Annotated in this window: 16 protein-coding genes; 6 read left to right on the top strand and 10 right to left on the bottom strand. The window is 72.1% G+C overall.

Annotated features, from left to right (window positions below):
- The first annotated feature begins 44 nt into the window (after nt 1-44).
- Nucleotides 45-1,808 carry a fatty acid--CoA ligase family protein gene (locus ABZ924_RS17505; RefSeq protein ID WP_361909889.1) on the top strand — a complete coding sequence of 588 codons (1,764 nt, stop codon included), beginning with the start codon at nt 45-47 and terminating at the stop codon, nt 1,806-1,808.
- Between the two features lie 14 nt (nt 1,809-1,822).
- On the opposite strand, the gene ABZ924_RS17500 is transcribed toward ABZ924_RS17505, so the two are convergent.
- From ABZ924_RS17500 to ABZ924_RS17490, 3 genes are all read right to left on the bottom strand, one after another.
- The gene (locus tag ABZ924_RS17500) at nt 1,823-2,647 is read right to left on the bottom strand and encodes a class I SAM-dependent methyltransferase (RefSeq protein WP_361909886.1); all 825 of its coding nucleotides are present in this window, start codon (nt 2,645-2,647) and stop codon (nt 1,823-1,825) included.
- A 340-nt stretch (nt 2,648-2,987) separates the two neighbouring features.
- Nucleotides 2,988-3,212 (bottom strand): hypothetical protein, encoded by a 225-nt coding sequence (locus tag ABZ924_RS17495; protein WP_361909883.1) that lies wholly within the window; start codon nt 3,210-3,212, stop codon nt 2,988-2,990.
- Between the two features lie 194 nt (nt 3,213-3,406).
- Nucleotides 3,407-6,592 (bottom strand): BTAD domain-containing putative transcriptional regulator, encoded by a 3,186-nt coding sequence (locus ABZ924_RS17490; RefSeq protein ID WP_361909880.1) that lies wholly within the window; start codon nt 6,590-6,592, stop codon nt 3,407-3,409.
- A gap of 132 nt (nt 6,593-6,724) precedes the next feature.
- Here ABZ924_RS17490 and ABZ924_RS17485 point away from each other — a divergent pair, with 132 nt between their 5' ends.
- Together ABZ924_RS17485 and ABZ924_RS17480 are read left to right on the top strand one after the other, a co-directional pair.
- Nucleotides 6,725-7,945 (top strand): amidohydrolase family protein, encoded by a 1,221-nt coding sequence (locus ABZ924_RS17485; protein ID WP_361909877.1) that lies wholly within the window; start codon nt 6,725-6,727, stop codon nt 7,943-7,945.
- A 164-nt stretch (nt 7,946-8,109) separates the two neighbouring features.
- Entirely contained in the window at nt 8,110-8,940 is an 831-nt protein-coding gene (locus ABZ924_RS17480; protein ID WP_361909874.1) for a trypsin-like serine protease, read from the top strand.
- Nucleotides 8,941-8,954: 14 nt separating this feature from the next.
- On the opposite strand, the gene ABZ924_RS17475 is transcribed toward ABZ924_RS17480, so the two are convergent.
- The 7 genes from ABZ924_RS17475 to ABZ924_RS17445 form a co-directional block, all read right to left on the bottom strand.
- Nucleotides 8,955-9,389 (bottom strand): NUDIX domain-containing protein, encoded by a 435-nt coding sequence (locus ABZ924_RS17475; RefSeq protein ID WP_361909871.1) that lies wholly within the window; start codon nt 9,387-9,389, stop codon nt 8,955-8,957.
- An 87-nt stretch (nt 9,390-9,476) separates the two neighbouring features.
- Complete coding sequence (locus ABZ924_RS17470; protein WP_361909868.1) at nt 9,477-10,133, bottom strand: contact-dependent growth inhibition system immunity protein; 657 nt, start codon at nt 10,131-10,133, stop codon at nt 9,477-9,479.
- 13 nt (nt 10,134-10,146) lie between these two features.
- Nucleotides 10,147-10,446 carry an RNase A-like domain-containing protein gene (locus ABZ924_RS17465; RefSeq protein WP_361909866.1) on the bottom strand — a complete coding sequence of 100 codons (300 nt, stop codon included), beginning with the start codon at nt 10,444-10,446 and terminating at the stop codon, nt 10,147-10,149.
- Nucleotides 10,447-10,505: 59 nt separating this feature from the next.
- The gene (locus tag ABZ924_RS17460; protein WP_361909863.1) at nt 10,506-11,066 is read right to left on the bottom strand and encodes a hypothetical protein; all 561 of its coding nucleotides are present in this window, start codon (nt 11,064-11,066) and stop codon (nt 10,506-10,508) included.
- 31 nt (nt 11,067-11,097) lie between these two features.
- On the bottom strand, nt 11,098-12,870 hold the full coding sequence (locus ABZ924_RS17455) for an RNase A-like domain-containing protein (RefSeq protein WP_361909860.1): 1,773 nt from the start codon (nt 12,868-12,870) through the stop codon (nt 11,098-11,100).
- Nucleotides 12,870-13,175 (bottom strand): WXG100 family type VII secretion target, encoded by a 306-nt coding sequence (locus ABZ924_RS17450; protein ID WP_361909857.1) that lies wholly within the window; start codon nt 13,173-13,175, stop codon nt 12,870-12,872. The genes ABZ924_RS17455 and ABZ924_RS17450 overlap by 1 nt, the downstream gene beginning before the upstream one ends.
- A gap of 23 nt (nt 13,176-13,198) precedes the next feature.
- A complete protein-coding gene (locus tag ABZ924_RS17445; RefSeq protein WP_361909854.1) occupies nt 13,199-13,588 on the bottom strand; it encodes a WXG100 family type VII secretion target in 390 nt (129 codons plus the stop codon).
- 330 nt (nt 13,589-13,918) lie between these two features.
- Here ABZ924_RS17445 and ABZ924_RS17440 point away from each other — a divergent pair, with 330 nt between their 5' ends.
- The 3 genes from ABZ924_RS17440 (at nt 13,919) to ABZ924_RS17430 (ending at nt 16,920) form a co-directional block, all read left to right on the top strand.
- Nucleotides 13,919-14,881 (top strand): LLM class F420-dependent oxidoreductase, encoded by a 963-nt coding sequence (locus tag ABZ924_RS17440; protein ID WP_361909851.1) that lies wholly within the window; start codon nt 13,919-13,921, stop codon nt 14,879-14,881.
- Nucleotides 14,882-14,891: 10 nt separating this feature from the next.
- Nucleotides 14,892-15,677, top strand: coding sequence for an SDR family NAD(P)-dependent oxidoreductase (locus ABZ924_RS17435; protein ID WP_361909848.1), 786 nt, complete (start codon nt 14,892-14,894; stop codon nt 15,675-15,677).
- A gap of 121 nt (nt 15,678-15,798) precedes the next feature.
- Nucleotides 15,799-16,920: an LLM class flavin-dependent oxidoreductase gene (locus ABZ924_RS17430; RefSeq protein WP_361909846.1), complete on the top strand. Its 1,122-nt coding sequence runs from the start codon at nt 15,799-15,801 to the stop codon at nt 16,918-16,920.
- Nucleotides 16,921-17,215: the final 295 nt, after the last annotated feature.

Here is a 17,215-nt window from a genome sequence, read left to right as displayed (position 1 = left end):
AATCTGACGAACAGTCAGCTACTGGTTCCCGGGGAGGTCGGACGATGGACGAGGACGCAGGGGCAGCCGGCGCCGGCGCCGCACCCGCGGCGACACCGGAGGTCGAGGACGCGCGGGGGGACCTGCGCTGGGGGAGCATCGCCGGACTGGTGCGCGACGCCGCCGCGCGGTACGCCGACCGGGAGGCGGTGGTCGAGGGCCGCACCCGCATCACCTACGCCGAGCTCGGCGCCCGCGTCGAGCGGGCCGCGGCCGCCGCGATCGCCGCCGGCATCCGGGCCGGCGACCGCGTGGCCGTCTGGGCGCCCAACACCCTCGACTGGATCGTCTCCGCCCTGGGAGCGGTCTCGGCCGGCGCCGTCCTCGTCCCGCTCAACACCCGCTTCAAGGGCACGGAGGCGGCGTACGTCCTGCGCCGCAGCCGCGCCCGCCTGCTCTTCGTCACCGGCACCTTCCTCGGCACCTCCTACGTGGCCTCCCTGCGCCGAGCCGCGGGGAAGGCCCCGGCGGGGGAGGGGCCGGACGGGCCGGCGGCCACCGGGCCAGGGGTCGGCCCCGAGACCCCGGGCGGCCGCGAGACCGCGGGCGGCCGCGAGACCGCGGCCGGCCGCGGGCCGCTGCCCGGGCTGCCGCACCTCGAGCAGGTCGTCGTGCTCTCCGACGACGCGCCCGCCGACTTCCGGACCTGGAAGGACTTCCTGGCCGGAGGCGATGCCGTGCCCGCCGCGGCGGTGCGGCAGCGCGCCGAAGCCATCCGCCCCGAAGCCCCCTCCGACATCATCTACACCTCCGGCACCACCGGCAGCCCCAAGGGCGCCGTCATCACCCACGCCCAGTCCCTGCGCTGCTACGAGGTGTGGAGCGGGCTCGCGGGCCTGCGCGAGGGCGACCGCTACCTGATCGTGAACCCGTTCTTCCACACCTTCGGCTACAAGGCCGGCATCCTCGCCTGCCTCATGCGCGGGGCCACGATGGTCCCCCAGCCGGTCTTCAGCGTGGACACCGCCCTCGCCAACATCGCCGCCGAGCGGATCTCCGTACTCCCCGGCCCGCCCACCCTCCACCAGTCCCTCCTCGACCACCCCCAGCGCGACCACCACGACCTCTCCGCGCTGCGCCTCGTCGTCACCGGCGCCGCCGTCGTCCCGCTCCGGCTCGTCGAGCGGCTCCGCGGCGAACTGCGCATCGCCACCGTGCTCACCGCGTACGGGCTCTCCGAGGCCAGCGGCATCGTCAGCATGTGCCGCCGCGGCGACCCGGACCACGTCATCGCCGCCACCTCAGGACGCGCCATCCCCGGCACCCGCATCCGCATCGCCGCCGCCGACGGCACCGCGCTGCCCGCGGGCGAGGCCGGCGAGGTGTGGGTCAGCGGCCACCACGTCATGCAGGGCTACTTCGAGGCACCGGCCGAGACCGCCGAGGCCATCACCCCGGACGGCTGGCTGCGCACCGGCGACGTCGGCGTCCTGGACCCCGACGGCAACCTGCGCATCACCGACCGGATCAAGGACATGTTCATCGTCGGCGGCTTCAACGCCTACCCCGCCGAGATCGAGCAGCTCCTCGGCCTGCACCCGGACATCGCCGACGTCGCCGTCGTCGGCATCCCCGACCCCCGCCTCGGCGAGGTCGGCAAGGCGTACGCGGTGCGCCGCCCCGGCTCCACCCTCACCGCCGACGGCCTGATCGCCTGGTCGCGGCGGGAGATGGCCAACTACAAGGTCCCGCGCGCCGTGGAGTTCGTCACCGAACTGCCGCGCAACGCGAGCGGCAAGGTCCTCAAGCGGGAGCTGCGCGCCCGGTAGCGGGAGCAGCGGCGTCAGGCCGGGTGGGAGCCCTGGCGGGAGTCCTCGCGGGAGTCCTCGCGGGACTCCTCGCGGTGGCCCTTGCGGGCCAGCACCAGCCGCCAGCGCGGGCTGCCGTCCGGACGCCGGCCGAACTGCTCCAGCGGTACGGTCTCCACGGTGAACCCGGCCGCCCGCAGGTCCGCCCGGACCCCGCCCAGCGGGAAGGTCCGGTAGTACATGACGAACGGCGGCCGCCACACCGCGTTGCGCACCCGCATCGCCGCGTCGAAGCCGGCGACCATCCACCACAGGGGCGAGGCCGGCGCGAGCGGCGCCCCGATCGGGAAGGCGAACACCCCGCCCGCGCGCAGCACCCGGTGGACGCCGGAGAACAGGGCGGGCCGCTCGGCCGGCAGGAAGTGCCCGAAGGCCCCGAAGCTGACCGCCAGGTCGTACGTGTCGTCCAGCGCGGCCGGCAGCGCCCGCGCATCGGCCCGTACGAAACCGACCCGGCCGGCGGTGTCACCCGTGCCGCCGTCACCGCCGCCCCCGCCGTCCCCGTACACCCGCTCGGCCTCGGCCAGCATGCCCGCGCTCAGGTCGACGCCGGTGACCCGTTCCCGGCACAGCCGGCGCAGCATGCCGATGCCGGCGCCGGTGCCGCAGCACAGGTCCAGCCCGGAGCCGAAGGAGCCCTCGTACCGGGCGAGGGTCTCCTCGACGGCGTCGAGGACGCGGTCCGGGGTGCGGAACGGCGTGTGGTCGAACTTCGGCGCGAGCAGGTCGTAGCCCCGCTCGACCGAAGAGAGCGCCTGTACGGCGAGCTCGCGCAGGCTCGGTCCCTGTGAGGTGAACACACCCCCAGCGTAGAGGCGCACGCAGCGCGGCGGCCGCGGTGGCTCCCCCTCCGGGCCACCGCGGCCGCCGTTCCCTGCGTTGTGCTCCCCCGTGGTTCCGGTCCCCGTGCTCCCCCGTGGGACGGTCGTTCCCCCGTGTCCCCCGGGGGCCGTGCTCCCCCGTGCTCCCCCGTGTTTCCCCCGCGGGTCGTGCTCCCCCGTGTTTCCCCCGTGGGGTCGTGCTCCCCCGGGTCCCCCCCGGTGGAGGAGCTCCACCTGATTCCCCCGTGAATCCCCCGTGGTGGAGCTCCCGCGTGCGTCCCCCGTCTCCCCCGTATCCCCCGTGGGACGTCGTGCGGACTTACGGACGCGGACCGGACGCGTGGTTGTCCAGCGACACGATCTCCTCGTCCGCAGCGGGCTTGTCGAGCGGCTTGATCTCGATGCCGGAGGCGTGGTTGTCCATCGGCGTGATGTCGGCGTTCCCCACGTGGCTGTCGAGCGGCTTGATCTCGATGCCCGAAGCGTGGTTGTCGAGCGGGATGATGTCGGCGTCGGCCGGCAGGCTGTTCTCGTTCGTCGTCATCGGATCTCCTGATGGATGGGTCGGGCCCGTTCGGCGATTCCCCCGCGGACCGCCGAACGGGCGTTCCTCCAGCGGACTCTCCACGCCCCCCGACGCGGTGAGTCGATGCATCCATGGTGGCGCGCGGCGATAAACGAACGATGAATGCCTCGTTCAGCTCTCCGTCCGCGCAGCTCAGAGGGTAACCCGGCCCGTCAGGCCGCGATTTCCGAAGCCAAGAGCGCCTGCACCTCGGCCAGTTCCGCCGACCCCAGCTGCGCGAAGATCGACTCCGCGTCCCGCCAGCACACCCGCGCCCGGTCCCGCTGCCCGAGCCGCCGCAGCGCCTTGCCGAGGACGGTCAGCACCGTGGCCCGCCGCCACTCCCCGCCGATCCCGCGCAGCGCGATCGCCTGCTCCGCATGCGCGGCGGCCAGCGTGGGACGGTGCGCCGCCAGGTGGGCCACCGCCAGCCGGAAGTGCGTGACACCCTCCCACAGCGGCTGGCGGTTGTCGTGGAAGAGCGACAGGGCCTCGGTCAGCTGCGCCTGCGCCTCGCCGAGCCGGCCCGCCTCGGTCAGCGCGATGCCGAGCGCGTAGCGGCCGTTGGCGAGCCGCAGGGTCAGGCCCATCCGGTCGTATATGGCGATGCCCTGCTCGGCGAGGTCGATCGCGCTGCCGAGCCGGCCCAGCTCCACGTGGATGCGGGAGAGGTTGCACAGGGCGCTGGCCTCGCCGATGTGGTTGCCGTCGGCGCGGAAGTTCTCGATGGCCTCCAGCAGGTAGCGCTCGCCGTCGGCGTGCCGGCCCTGGTAGAGGGCGATGATCCCGCGGTCGTTGGGCGCCCAGCAGCTGGGCAGCGGGTCGCCGGCCTCCCGGGCCAGGACCATGGCCTGCCGGGCCTCGTCGTCGGCCTCGGCGAAGCGGCCGGCGACGAGGTGGACGTTGGTCAGGGCGGTGCGGGCGCGGCCCTCGGCGTGCGGGTCCTTCGCGGCGTGCGCGGCGTCGCGCAGGGCTGCGGCGGCGGACTCGTACTGCTTGGAGTTGGCTCCGGACTCGGCGAGGTCCTTGGCCGCCCACAGCAGGTCCACGGCCCGGCGCAGCACGTCCGCCTGCCCGGTCGTGCGTACGGAGGACTGCCGTACGCAGGCCAGCAGCGGGTCGGCCTCGGCGTACAGCCAGTCCAGGGCGGAGCGGGGTTCGGTGAAGCGCAGACCGGGATAGTCGGTGGCGGCCAGGTGGGCGGGGAGCCGGTCGCCGGGCCGCTCGACCGCGTACACGGCGGAGGCGGTGGCGAGGTAGAAGTCCAGCAGGCGGTCCAGGGCGGCGTCCCGCTCGCTCGCCGGCTGCTCGTCGCGCTCGGCGCACGCACGCGCGTAGAGGCGTACGAGGTCGTGGAAGCGGTAGCGGCCCGGGGCTGCCGATTCGAGGAGCGAGCAGTCGACTAAAGCCTCCAGCAGGTCCTCGGTGTCGTGCTCGGTCCGGTCGAGTACGGCAGCCGCGGCGGCGAGCGAGATGTCGGGCCCGTCGGCGAGGCCGAGGAGGCGGAACGCGCGCTGCTGGGCGGGCTCCAGCTGGCCGTAGCCGAGCTCGAAGGTGGCCTTGACGGCGAGGTCGCCGGCCTGGAGCTCGTCGAGGCGGCGGCGCTCGTCGGCGAGCTTGGCGGCGAGGACGGAGACGGTCCAGGTGCGGCGTGCGGCCAGCCGGGAGGCGGCGATGCGGATCGCGAGGGGCAGGAAGCCGCAGGCGCCGACGACGTCGAGGGCGGCCTGCCGCTCGGCGCCGACCCGCTCGGCGCCCACGATCCGGGTGAACAGCTGGAGGGCCTCCTCGGGGCTCATCACGTCCAGGTCGACGAGATGGGCCCCGGCGAGGCCCGCCATGCGGACCCGGCTGGTCACCAGCGCGGCGCACCCGGCGGTGCCCGGCAGCAGCGGGCGGACCTGGGCGGCGTCGCGGGCGTTGTCGAGCAGGACCAGGACCCGCCGGCCGTCGAGGGTGGAGCGGTAGAGCGCGGCCCGCTCGTCGGCGGTGTCCGGGATCGCGGTGTCGGGGGTGCCGAGCGCCCGCAGGAAGGAGCCGAGGACGGCGACGGGCTCGGCGGGGCGGGGCTCGGTGCCCTGGAGGTCGACGTAGAGCTGGCCGTCGGGGAAGTGCGGGCGGGCGGCGTGCGCGACGTGCACGGCGAGGGTGGTCTTGCCGACGCCGCCGATCCCGGCGAGCGCGGAGACGGCCATGACCTGGCCGTCGGCGGTGGAGAGGATGTCGCGGAGCTCGGAGACGAAGGTGGCCCGGCCCGTGAAGTCGGGCACGGTGGCGGGCAGTTGGGCGGGTCGGACGTGGCGGGGCGCGGCGGCCCGGGCCGGGGCCTCGGCGCAGGCCAGCTCGGCGTCGGCGCGCAGGATGCGCTGCTGCAGCGCGGCCAGCTGGGGCCGCGGGTCGACGCCGAGCTCGTCGGCGAGGAGGCGGCGGGTGTCGGCGTAGACGGCGAGGGCCTCGGCCTGCCGGCCGCTGCGGTACAGGGCGAGCATGAGGAGCTCGCGCAGCCGCTCGCGCAGCGGATAGGCGGCCGTCAGGGCGGTCAGCTCGGAGACGGCCTCGGCGTGGTGGCCGACCTCCAGGTCCAGGTCGAGGCGGGTCTCCAGCAGCTGCAGGCGCCACTCCACGAGCCGGGAGCGCTCGGTCTCGGCGGCCGGTCCCGGGACCCCGGCGAGCGGCTCGCCGTCCCACAGGTCGAGGGCGCGGGCGAGCAGCGTACGGGCGAGGGCGCGGTCGCCGCCGGTACGGGCCTGCTCGGCGTCGGCGGCGAGGGTGCGGGCGACGCCGAGGTCGAGGGTGCCGGTGGGGGTGTGGATGGCGTAGCCGCCGGACTCGGTGACGAGCGTGCCCGGCGCGAGGACCTTGCGCAGGCGGGAGGCGTACGTCCGGATGGTGGCCAGGGCCTGCTGCGGCGGGTCCTCGCCCCAGATGGCGTCGATCAGCTCGGCCGCGGTGGCGGTGCGGCCGTCGCGCAGCAGCAGCGCGGCGAGCAGGGCGCGCTGCTGCGGGGTGCCGGAGGGCAGGGTCTCGCTGCCGCGCCAGGCGCGGATCGGGCCGAGGACGGCGAAGCGGGAGCCGGCGGGGTCGGCTTTGGCGGCTGCGGCTGCGGCTGCGGCTGCTGGGGCTGCGGTGGTCGAAGGGGCTGCGGTGGTCGCTGCGGCGGCCGTGGATTCGGCGGTGGGTGCTCCCGCGGCCGGGGCTACGGGTGCTTGCGCGGCCGGGGCTACGGGTGCTCCCGCGGCCGGGGCCGCCTCGGGCGCGGGGGTGTGCGCCGCCGGGGCGGGCGCAGCCTTCGGCCCCGGGGCGGCCGTGGCGGCCCCGGGGTGGTTCCGCTGGTGCGGGATGGCCGGTATGCCGTCCATCTGTCGTCCCCCCTGCCTTCCGTCGGTGTAAGGGCCAGTCTGCCCTGTCTTGCTCGTACCCGTCAGCCCGTGTCGAACCGATCACCCCCCAAGTAGCTGACGGTACGTCAGATAAACGCTACCGTGAGAGCCATGGAGACCTTCCCGAAGATCATCTCGGTGGACGACCACACGGTGGAGCCCCCCCATGTCTGGCGGGACCGGCTCCCGTCCCGCTACCGCGACACCGGCCCCCGCGTCGTCCGCGCACCGCTCAAGGAAATGACCTTCCTCGGCGGCAAGTTCGCGCCGGTCATGGGCGCCAAGGGGGACGACGGCCCGATCGGCGACTGGTGGGTCTACGAGGACCTCCACCGCCCCCTCACCCGCCTCGACACCGCCGTCGGCTACGACCGCGACGAGATCCGGCTCGAGGTCATCACGTACGAGCAGATGCGCCCCGGCTCCTTCTCCGTGCCCGACCGCCTCGCCGACATGGACGTCAACCACGTCCAGTCCGCGCTCTGCTTCCCCACCTTCCCCCGCTTCTGCGGCCAGACCTTCACCGAGGCCAAGGACCGCGAGCTCGGCCTGCTCGGCGTCCGCGCGTACAACGACTGGATGGTCGAGGAATGGTGCGGCCCCGAAGCCCGCGGCCGGCTCATCCCGCTCACCCTCATCCCCCTGTGGGACGCCGAACTGGCCGCCGCCGAGGTCCGGCGCAACGCCGCGCGCGGGGTGCGCGCCGTCGCCTTCTCGGAGATACCCCCGCACCTCGGGCTCCCCTCCATCCACACCGACGCCTGGGACCCCTTCCTCGACGCCTGCAACGAGACCGGCACCGTCATCGCCATGCACATCGGCTCGTCCTCGCGCATGCCGTCCACCTCGGCCGACGCCCCGCCCGCCGTCGGCTCCACCATCACCTTCGCCAACTGCTGCTTCTCGATGGTCGACTGGCTGATGAGCGGCAAGTTCGAGCGCTTCCCGAACCTCCGGATCATGTACGCCGAGGGCCAGATCGGCTGGATCCCGTACATCCTGGAGCGCGCCAACGTGGTGTGGGAGGAGAACCGCGGCTGGGGCGGCGTCGCCGACAAGGTGCTGCGCCCGCCCGCCGAGCTCTTCGCCGAGCACGTCTTCGGCTGTTTCTTCGACGACGCCTTCGGGCTGCGCAACCTCGACGCCATCGGCGTCGGCAACGTCCTCTACGAGACGGACTACCCGCACTCCGATTCCACCTGGCCGAAATCCCGCGAGGTCGGCGAGAGCCAGATGGGCCACCTCGCGCCGGACGTCGTCGAGCGCATCGTGCGCGGCAACGCGATCGACCTGCTGGGACTGACCCCGGAGGGCCTCTGGGCGGGGGCATGACGGGCCACCGGCGCGGCACCGCAGGAGCGCCGGCGAACCGGCGACCGGATGCCGGTGGGACGGGAGGGGCAGGCGAGGCGGCGGCATCTGTCCGACCCGCCCCTTGCGGCGAACGGGAACGCCAAGGCATGCTTCGCCAGAGCAAAGCTGAAGGGGCGGCAGTGGTGGACAAGCGGACCTTGGTGACCGGCGTGTTGTGCGCCGCGGCGGCGCTCGGCGCGTCCGCTGCCATGACCTACGTGGTGCCGGACGCCGGCAGCCAACCGGAAACCCGCGTCAAGGCAGCCGCCCCCGCGAAGCCCGCGCCCACCGCGAGTTCGCGCCCGCAATCAGGGAAGCAGCCCCAGCTGACCACCTCCGGCACCCCGAAGCCGGGCACCTCCGCGGCCTTCACCGGAGCCCTGTTCCAGGGCAGCGTGCAGGGCGACCACTTCTGCACCGCCACCGTCGTGCGCAGCCCGGGCAAGAACCTGATCGTCACCGCAGGGCACTGCCTGCTCGCCGGCAAGGGCGACGAGGGCGGCGCCGTCTTCGCACCCGCGTACGCGAACGGCCAGGCTCCGTACGGCTCCTGGAAGATCGAGGAGGTCTTCGAGGACCCCCGCTGGTCGGACGACACCGACGACGACTACGACCTCGCCTTCGCCCGCCTCGCCCCGGACGACAAGGGCCGCAACATCGAGGACCTGACCGGCGGCGCCCCCCTGGACACCACGGGCCGCACCGGTGAGGAGATCACCGTCACCGGCTACCCGGCGGACCGCAAGGTCCCGCGCACCTGCACCGCCCAGGCGGTCCGCGAGACCCCGACCGAGCAGCGCTTCGACTGTGCGGACTTCCCCGGCGGCACGAGCGGCAGCGCCTGGCTCGCGCGCGACGGCCGCATCATCGGCGTCCTGACGGGCGGCGACACCGACGACGTCTCCACCAGCACCATCCTCGGCGACTACGCGGCCGCCCTGTACGCCAAGGCCACGGCGGCCGCCCGCCACTGAACCGCCCGGCGGGCTCAGCCCACCAGCCCCAGGTGCACGGGCTGCTGCCGCCCCAGCAGCTCGGCCAGCCGCGGCGGCCACGACGGCTCCCCGAGCGCGGCCAGCGCCCGGGGCGACAGCCACCGCCAGTGCGCGTCGGGCGACTCCGGTACGGGATCGCGCCGCGGGCCGGTGGTCACGTAGATGTGCTCGTGCTGGCGGACCGGGACGCCCTGGTGCGTGAAGTCGTGCTCCCAGGTGCACAGCAGCCGCTGCGGCTCGAGATCGGTCCAGCCGGTCTCCTCCCGCAACTCCCGCAGCACGCACTCCTCGGGCGTCTCCCCGGTCTCCATACCACCGCCGGGCGGCAGCCAGTGGATCCCGACCTCCACGTTGTCCTCCCGGAAGAGGAAGACCTCCCCACCGGGCGAGAGAACAACGATCCGCGCAGCCTGCCTGGGAATCCTCATCATCCCAGCGTACGACGAACCCCCATGCAGGTCACGGTGGTTACCGCCCCGAGCCCCGCCGGCGACACCAAAGCCCGACCAAGCGGGTCAGGCACCCGCCAGTACCGTCGCCACCGACTGGAACCACGCCCCGTAGGAGAACGGCTCGGGCGGGGCGACCTCCATGCCCAGTTCCGCGGCGGCCAGGGCGTAGTCGCCCTCGTCGAGGGGGAGGGCGAGGAGTTCGTGGAGCTCACCGATGAGGCGGGCGACGAGTTGGGGGGCCGTGGTGGCGGCGTAGTCCGCGACCGCCGCCTCGTGGTCGGGGAACTCGTCGACGACGTCCTGCGAGAACCAGCCGCCCAGGAGCTGCGCGGCTTCCGGGAAACGCGCGTGCCACTCCCAGTGGGTCTGCGGGGCCGTCGGCGGCGGCACCTCGCCATCCTCGATGCTCTGCTTGAGGTGGTCGGCGATCACGAGGAGCCAGTCACCGATCGCGGACTCGGGGATGCCGACGTCGGGGATGGCGTAGAACTCGCCGAGGTCGATCCGCAACCGTCCAGGGGGGTTGCGGCTGTACTCGCGCAGCTGGCGCTCCGCCTCCGCGATGGCCCACGGGCGGGTGTGCCAGGTATGGCGCAGGTAGGCTTCCAGCGCGCGACTGCGCTGCTCGGGCGTATCGTCCGCGGGCTGGCCGAGGTAGGCACGCATGACCTGATCGAGCTCGCCGTAGCGCCGGTCGTGTTCGAGGGGCTTCATGGACACGGTCGGGCTGCCTCTACAGATAGAACGGGACGGTGGTCTGGACGACGAACCCGTACGGGCTGGCCGGCTCGCGGCGCAGTACGACCCGGGCGGCGCGGACGTCGAGCGGTTCCTGTCCGGCGAGCAGCATCGCCTCCAGCTGTACCCGGCCTACGGGCTCCTCCCGGGACGGCCAGGCCGCCTCGATGGTGAGGCGGGCCCGAGTTCCCTGGGCGAGCCAGCGGTGGATGACCTGCTCATTGGTGGTCACCACCTGCTGGGTGGCCCACTGGGCGGTCTCCCGGTCGGGGTAGGAAGCGGAACGGGTCAGCACGGGGCCATCCTCTCAAAGCACCTGTCCATGAGCTGCGCTCACGTGGATCGGCAGCCGGATCACTGGTCGGAGAAGTTCCAGAACATGCCGACTTCGGCGTCCGAGACGACGATCAGGCCGTAGTCCTCCGAGTAGACACTCAGCGGGCTGTACGCCCAGCCGGACGATGTGAAGTCGAGCGTGCCGCTCACATGGCCGGGCTTTTTGACATTGGTGTGATAGGTGGCCTCGTCTCCGTAACGAGCGAGGATCGTGCGTGCCATCGCACGCAGTTCCTCCTCACTCTCCGTGAAGCGCTCCAGGTTGGACAGGGTGCAGTGGTCGTCGGTGAGGGCCAGCAGCAGATTCTCCGCGCTGCCCCGATCGATCTCCTGGAGCCGCCTCGCGACGTACTCCGGGGGGTGGCCCACGAAGGGGAAGGCGGGGGACGTCTCGCGTTCCGGGTCCTGTGCCGCGTCGTCGAGACCGGTCCAGCCCCGCGGGTCCGGCACCCGGGTCATCAGTTCCAGAACGTCAAGGACCCAGTCCTGGTGATGACGCGGGCCCGTGGCGTCGTACGGGTACGCGTCCTCGTACAGGTGGCGTACCGCGGCTTCCCAGGACTTCTGGTCGACGGACATGTGGTGCTGGCCTTTCTCGGCGGAGCGCAAGCTAGGACTTGGAGGGCATCGACGTCATGACGGTGAACGGAGGATTGCGACTGCTGTCGTATCTGATCCTCGTGTCGATGCCCGTCACGTTCTCCGCCTTGGCGCGCATGCCGCCCTGCTTGAACCCGGACAGCGGGTCGTTCGGGTCGGTCGGCTGCTTGCTCACACTGCGGCCGCTGACCTCGCCGTTGGGCGCCGTCGCCTTGAAGGTCTGCACATCACCCTCGGCCGGTGGCGGCGGCCCCTTGATCCAGGCGTCGATCGCCGCGGCGTTGTGGTTGATGTTGTACTGGGTGAGCTCCTGGGCCCGCTGATAGTTCAGGAAGGACGAGGCGCCGCTCGGCTTCGGCTTACCGTGGGGCCAGGCCGCGGTCGTGCCGCCAGACTGCTGGTCGCGCAGGCGCTGTACCAGCTGCTCGTCCGTCTTGCCCACGTGCCTGTCCAGCGTGTGGCCGTCCGCCATCCATTCGTTGGCGGCCAGGTCCAGCGTGTACTTGCCGGTGGCAGCGTCGATCTTCAGCCAGGTCTGCGAGGTGCTCTTGAACTCCTCCAGGGCGCGGGCGCCGAATCCGTGCGCGCGGGCGACGCCGGCCTCGTACTTCGGGGCGCTCATATGTGCTTCGTCCAGGACGCCCTTGAGGGCGTTCATGCGCGTGGTGAGGCCGTCCACGATGCCGGTGTACTTGTCCACGATCCGGTTCAGCTTGGCCTTGTCCAGGTTCAGGACCGTGTTGACGTCGAACTTCAGCAGGAGTCCGGCGGCCCCGCCGACCACGCTGGTGACGGCACCGGTGATGCTCTTGAGGCTGGGCTTCTCCTTGGCCTTCTCGATGTCCTCGATGATGTCCTTCGCGGCCTGCTTCATGGCCCGTTTGAGCTCTTCGGAGACATCGTGGTTCAGCTCGACGGCGGCTTCCGCGTACTCGCGCAGGCAGTCGCTGATCTTGATCGCCGCGTCCTTCAGAACGGTCATCACCGGCTCGCTGCCCGTGGCCGTCTGTGCCCCGTGCGGGCCGGTGGTGTGCGCCCACTGGTAGCCGTGCCGGGACTGGCCCCACGACGTTCCGCCCCACAGGGCGCTGCAGAACGTCCGCATGGCGGCTTCCCAGTCGGCCTGTTGGTGGTTGGTGATCTGGCCGATGGCCATGGTCAGGTTGTCCGCCGTGGTGGTCACGACGGCCGAAGCCTTCATCCAGCTGTGGCAGTGCGAGTTGAGGTAGTGCTGCTGTGGGAAGGGGTGTACGTCCGCGACCTTGCCGACACGGAAGACGTGCTTCGCGACGGGCTGCAGGATGTCCCGGACAATCTCCGGTATGCCCTCCATCGCACCGCGGATCAAGTCGTCACCGCCGTCGTTGTCACCCCACTTGATGTCAGGGACGCTGCCGAACTTGGGCTTCTTGTCGATGACGGTGGGCCGCGGACGCTGCTCCGCGGCCTGTCCGGGCTTGGGGTGGGCTGCCGCATCGGCCTTGGTGTAGGCGTTGGCGGTCTCCGTGAAACCGACGGCGACGCCGCCGACGCTGAACACGCTCTTGCCCCACACCTCCAGCCAGAGGTTGCCGATCTTCTTGTAGGCCTGCGCGAACTGCTCGGCATGTGTGCCCGCCCCGCCGGCGTCGGGGTACTTCTGCAGTTCCTGCAGGAGCGTGTTCGCACCGCGCATCATCCCGTCCTGCTCCCGGGCGACCCGGCCCGAGACGCTCCACAGGTGCGACGGCTTGACGTCGATGTTGCCGCTTCCTGAGGGCGGCGCCGGAGTGGGGCCGGCCATCAGGCGCCGCCTCCCCAGCCTTGGAGCACGGCCTTGTTCGCCGCGGCGTAGTTGAGGTGGCCCTTGACCACGACCTCGTGGAGCCAGGCCTGCGCGGCTTTGAGGTCCTGGGCCGAGCGGTCCCATTTGTCCAGCTCGTCGATGAAGGTCTCGCGGGCCTCGCCCTCCCACCCGAGCACGGCCTTCTTGGCGCGCCCGTAGAGCAGATCAAGCTTCTCGTTGAGGTCACGGAGGATCTCCTCCAGGTCCCCCGACAGGCGCTGCAGGGTGGCGAAATCGACGGTTATCCGGTCGTCATCCGACATGGTGGTGCTGTTCCTCGCTGCTCTCAGATGTCCTGCAGCCGGCTGTGCGGGGCCGCGGCGGCCTGGTCCGGCACGGTCAACGCCTCGGCGGCCTCGGTCACGTCCTCCCTGCTCTGCATGCGCTTGAACGCGGCCAGGACCTCCAGCTCCTGGGCCGAGAAGCCGTCACGGGAGGCCCTGGTGGCCTCTTCGAGGAGGGAGAGCACCTGCCGGATCCGCACGGCGTCCTCCGCGGCCCCCCGGTGAAGGGAGCGGTACGCCGTGGCCGTGGGTCCTTGCCAGCCTGCCGCGATGCTGTCGACCACCGCGTCCATACGACGGATCTGCCCCTCCAAGTGCCGCTGCATCTCATCGAGATCATCAGCGAGGCCGGTGAGGCCGTCCCGTGAAACCTCGAGTCCGCCGTCCGGCATGTATGCCCCCATGGTGCTCTGCACACACATGTTCCGTGCGCGTTGTCGATCACCCTAATGGGTGATTCGATCCTGTTTCGCGCGCAACACGCGGGTTCCGCTTTGTGGGCGATGGCGGCTGCGAACGTGGGCGCGTACGCCGCCCGCGCCGCCTGTGTGAGGGAGCGTCATGGCGCCGCGTGCATCCGCATGCCGGAATCGCCGGCGCCCCGCCTTCCCTCGCCGCTACCTCTTGTCTGACGCTCCGTCAGCTACCACCATGGGCCCGGCGCAACGGCCGCAACGGCCGCGACGGCCGCGACGGCCGCGACGAAGGCGAGGCGGGGATCGATGACAGAGGCACCGGCAACGCGCACCTTTCCCGAAGGTCGGCTGGTCTACGGGATGCAGCTCCCGGTCCAGTCGCAGAGCACGCTCTACGCCGAGCCCTGGGAGGCTTCGGCCGGGGCTGACGACCTGGCCGAGGTGGCGAGGGCCGCCGACCGGGCGGGGTTCGGGTACATCGCCACCTGCGACCACGTCGCCATCCCGCGCCGCCTCGCCGGCCCCATGGGCACCGTCTGGTACGACCCGGTGGCCACGCTGGCCTTCCTGGCCGGGATCACCGAGCGGGTGCGGCTGCTGAGCCACGTCGCGATCCTGGGGCTGCGCCATCCGCTGCTCTCCGCCAAGCAGTACGCCACCCTCGACCACCTCTCGGGCGGCCGGCTGATCCTGGGCGTCGGGGCGGGGCACGTCCAGGAGGAGTTCGAGGTCCTCGGTGTCGACTTCGCCGGGCGCGGCGCCCTGCTCGACGAGACCCTGGACGCGCTGCGCGCCGCCCTCGGCCCGGAGGAGTACCCGGTCTTCCGGGGCGAGCGGTTCTCGTTCCACGACCTCGGCCAGCGGCCCCGCCCCGCCCAGGCCCGCATCCCCGTCTGGGTCGGCGGTTCGTCCCCCGCGGCCGTGCGCCGCGCCGCGCTCCGGGGCGACGGCTGGCTCCCGCAGGGGGACCCGCGTGACCGGCTCCCCGCGCAGATCGCCCGGATCAGGGAGCTGCGCGAGGAGGCCGGGGCCACCGGCCCGTTCGAGTTCGGTGCGATCACCGAGGCGCTGTACGTGGGCGAGCCCGGCTGGGACACCGGCCGCCGGACCCTGGCCGGCAAGCCGGAGGTGCTCGCCGAGTCGCTGCGCGCGTACGGGGCGCTCGGCGTCGGCCAGATCCAGGTCCGCTTCCGCAGCCGCGACCGGGCCGAGCTGACCGACCAGATCACCGCATTCGGGGCCGAGGTGGCCCCCCTCCTCAACGACTAGGAGAGCGAACATGGGCAAGCTGGACGGGCGCGTGGTGATCATCACCGGCGCGTCGCGCGGGCAGGGCGAGCAGGAGGCGCGCCTGTTCGCCGCCGAGGGCGCCAAGGTGCTCCTCGGGGACGTGCTGGACGAGCAGGGCGCCGCCGTGGCGAAGGAGATAGGCGAGGACCGGGCGCGCTACGTCCGCCTGGACGTGAGCCGGGAGGAGGACTGGGCGGCCGCGACGGCCGCCGCCAAGGAGGCCTTCGGCCCGATCGACGGACTGGTCAACAACGCGGGCATCCTGCGCTTCAACGAGCTGACCGCGACACCGCTGGCGGAGTTCCAGGAGGTGGTGCAGGTCAACCAGGTCGGTGCGTTCCTCGGCATCAAGACGGTGGCGCCGGAGATCGAGGCGGCCGGCGGCGGCACGATCGTCAACACCTCCTCGTACACCGGCCTGACGGGCATGGCGTACGTGGGTGCGTACGCGGCCACGAAGGCGGCCGTCGTCGGACTGACGCGGGTGGCCGCGCTGGAGCTGGCGGGCCGGAACATCCGGGTGAACGCGATGTGCCCGGGCGCGGTGGACACGCCGATGGCGAACCCCGGCCTCCTCGACCCGGCGAACACGAGCGACGAGGCGCGGGAGGCGATGGCGGAGCTGTACCGGCGGGTCGTGCCGATGGGGCGGGCGGGGCGGCCTGAGGAGATCGCGCGGCTGGCGCTGTTCCTGAGCAGCGAGGACTCCTCGTACATCACCGGGCAGCCGTTCGTGGTGGATGGCGGCTGGATGGCGGGCGTGAGCGTGCTGTGAGCCGGCCGCGGACGGGGCTTGTCTGATGGAGCGTCAGGTATTGACGCTCCGCCCTCCCCGATGGAACAGTCGACCCATCGAATCTGACGAGACGTCAGAAACCAAAGGACGGTGAACCCCCTTGGAATTCGGGCTCTTCGTGCAGGGATACGTCCCCCAGGCGCGGTCCAAGGTCGACCCCGAGGCAGAGCACAAGGCGCTGATCGAGGAGACCGAGTACGTCATCCAGGCCGACAAGTCCGGCTTCAAGTACGCCTGGGCCTCCGAGCACCACTTCCTGGAGGAGTACTCCCACCTGTCGGCCAACGAGGTCTTCCTCGCCTACCTCGCCCACGCCACCGAGCGGATCCACCTCGGCTCGGGCATCTTCAACCCGCTGGCGCCCGTCAACCACCCGGTGAAGGTGGCCGAGAAGGTCGCCATGCTGGACCACCTCTCCAAGGGCCGCTTCGAGTTCGGCACCGGGCGCGGCGCCGGCAGCCACGAGATCCTCGGCTTCCTGCCCGGGGTCACGGACATGAACCACACCAAGGAGATCTGGGAGGAGACCATCGCGGAGTTCCCCAAGATGTTCCTCCAGGAGGAGTACGAGGGGTTCCAGGGCAAGCACTGGTCGCTGCCGCCGCGCAAGATCTTCCCCAAGCCGTACGGCAAGGCCCACCCGGCCATGTGGTACGCCGCCGGGTCGCCGTCCTCGTACGCCATGGCCGCCAAGAAGGGCCTGGGCGTCCTCGGCTTCAGCGTCCAGAAGGTCTCGGACATGGAGTGGGTGCTCGAGCAGTACAAGACCGCGATCCAGGAGGCGAAGGCCATCGGCGCCTTCGTCAACGACAACGTGATGGTCACCTCGACCGCGATCTGCGCCGAGACGCACGACAAGGCCGTCGAGATCGCCGTCAACGCCAACATGAACCGCTTCCAGTCGCTGGTCTTCCGCTACCACGACACCTTCCCGCGGCCCGAGGCGATTCCGCAGTGGCCGGAGATCCTGCCGGAGTACAACGCGGAGATCATCGAGCTCCTGATCGCGGAGGAGCTGCTGATATGCGGCGATCCCTCCGAGGTCCTGGCCCAGTGCAAGCGGTGGGAGCAGGCGGGCGCCGACCAGCTGTCGTTCGGCCTGCCGACGGGGGTCTCCTACGAGGACACCATGACGACGATCAAGCTGATCGGCGAGCACGTCATCCCGAAGATCGACACCGACCCGATCCACCGCACCACCCGCTTCCGCCAGTCCACCTGACCCGGACCTCCCGCCCCCGCAGCCGAGGCCCGGCCCCACCTCAAGCCGCCGGAGCCGGGGCCCGGCACCTCCAGCCTTCGAAGCCGCGGTCCGGCAAAACCAGCCTCGCCGGCGATTGGGGCGCGGGGCCTGGGGCGGAGCCCCAGAAGCCCGGCAGCCTCCGCCGACACCTGAGCCGGGGGTCCGGCCAATCCAGCCCCGCCGGCGTTTGAGGCGCCGGTCCGGGCGGAGCCCGGTGCCCGGCGGAGCCGGGGTTATCGGGGGGCGGCCCCCCACCCCCGGCCGCCAACACCCG

It is taken from the genome of Streptomyces sp. NPDC046876 (assembly GCF_040645035.1).
Lineage (GTDB): Bacteria > Actinomycetota > Actinomycetes > Streptomycetales > Streptomycetaceae > Streptomyces.
The sequence above is the reverse complement of the archived record's forward strand: the minus strand, read 5'-3'. Positions and strand labels throughout refer to the sequence as shown.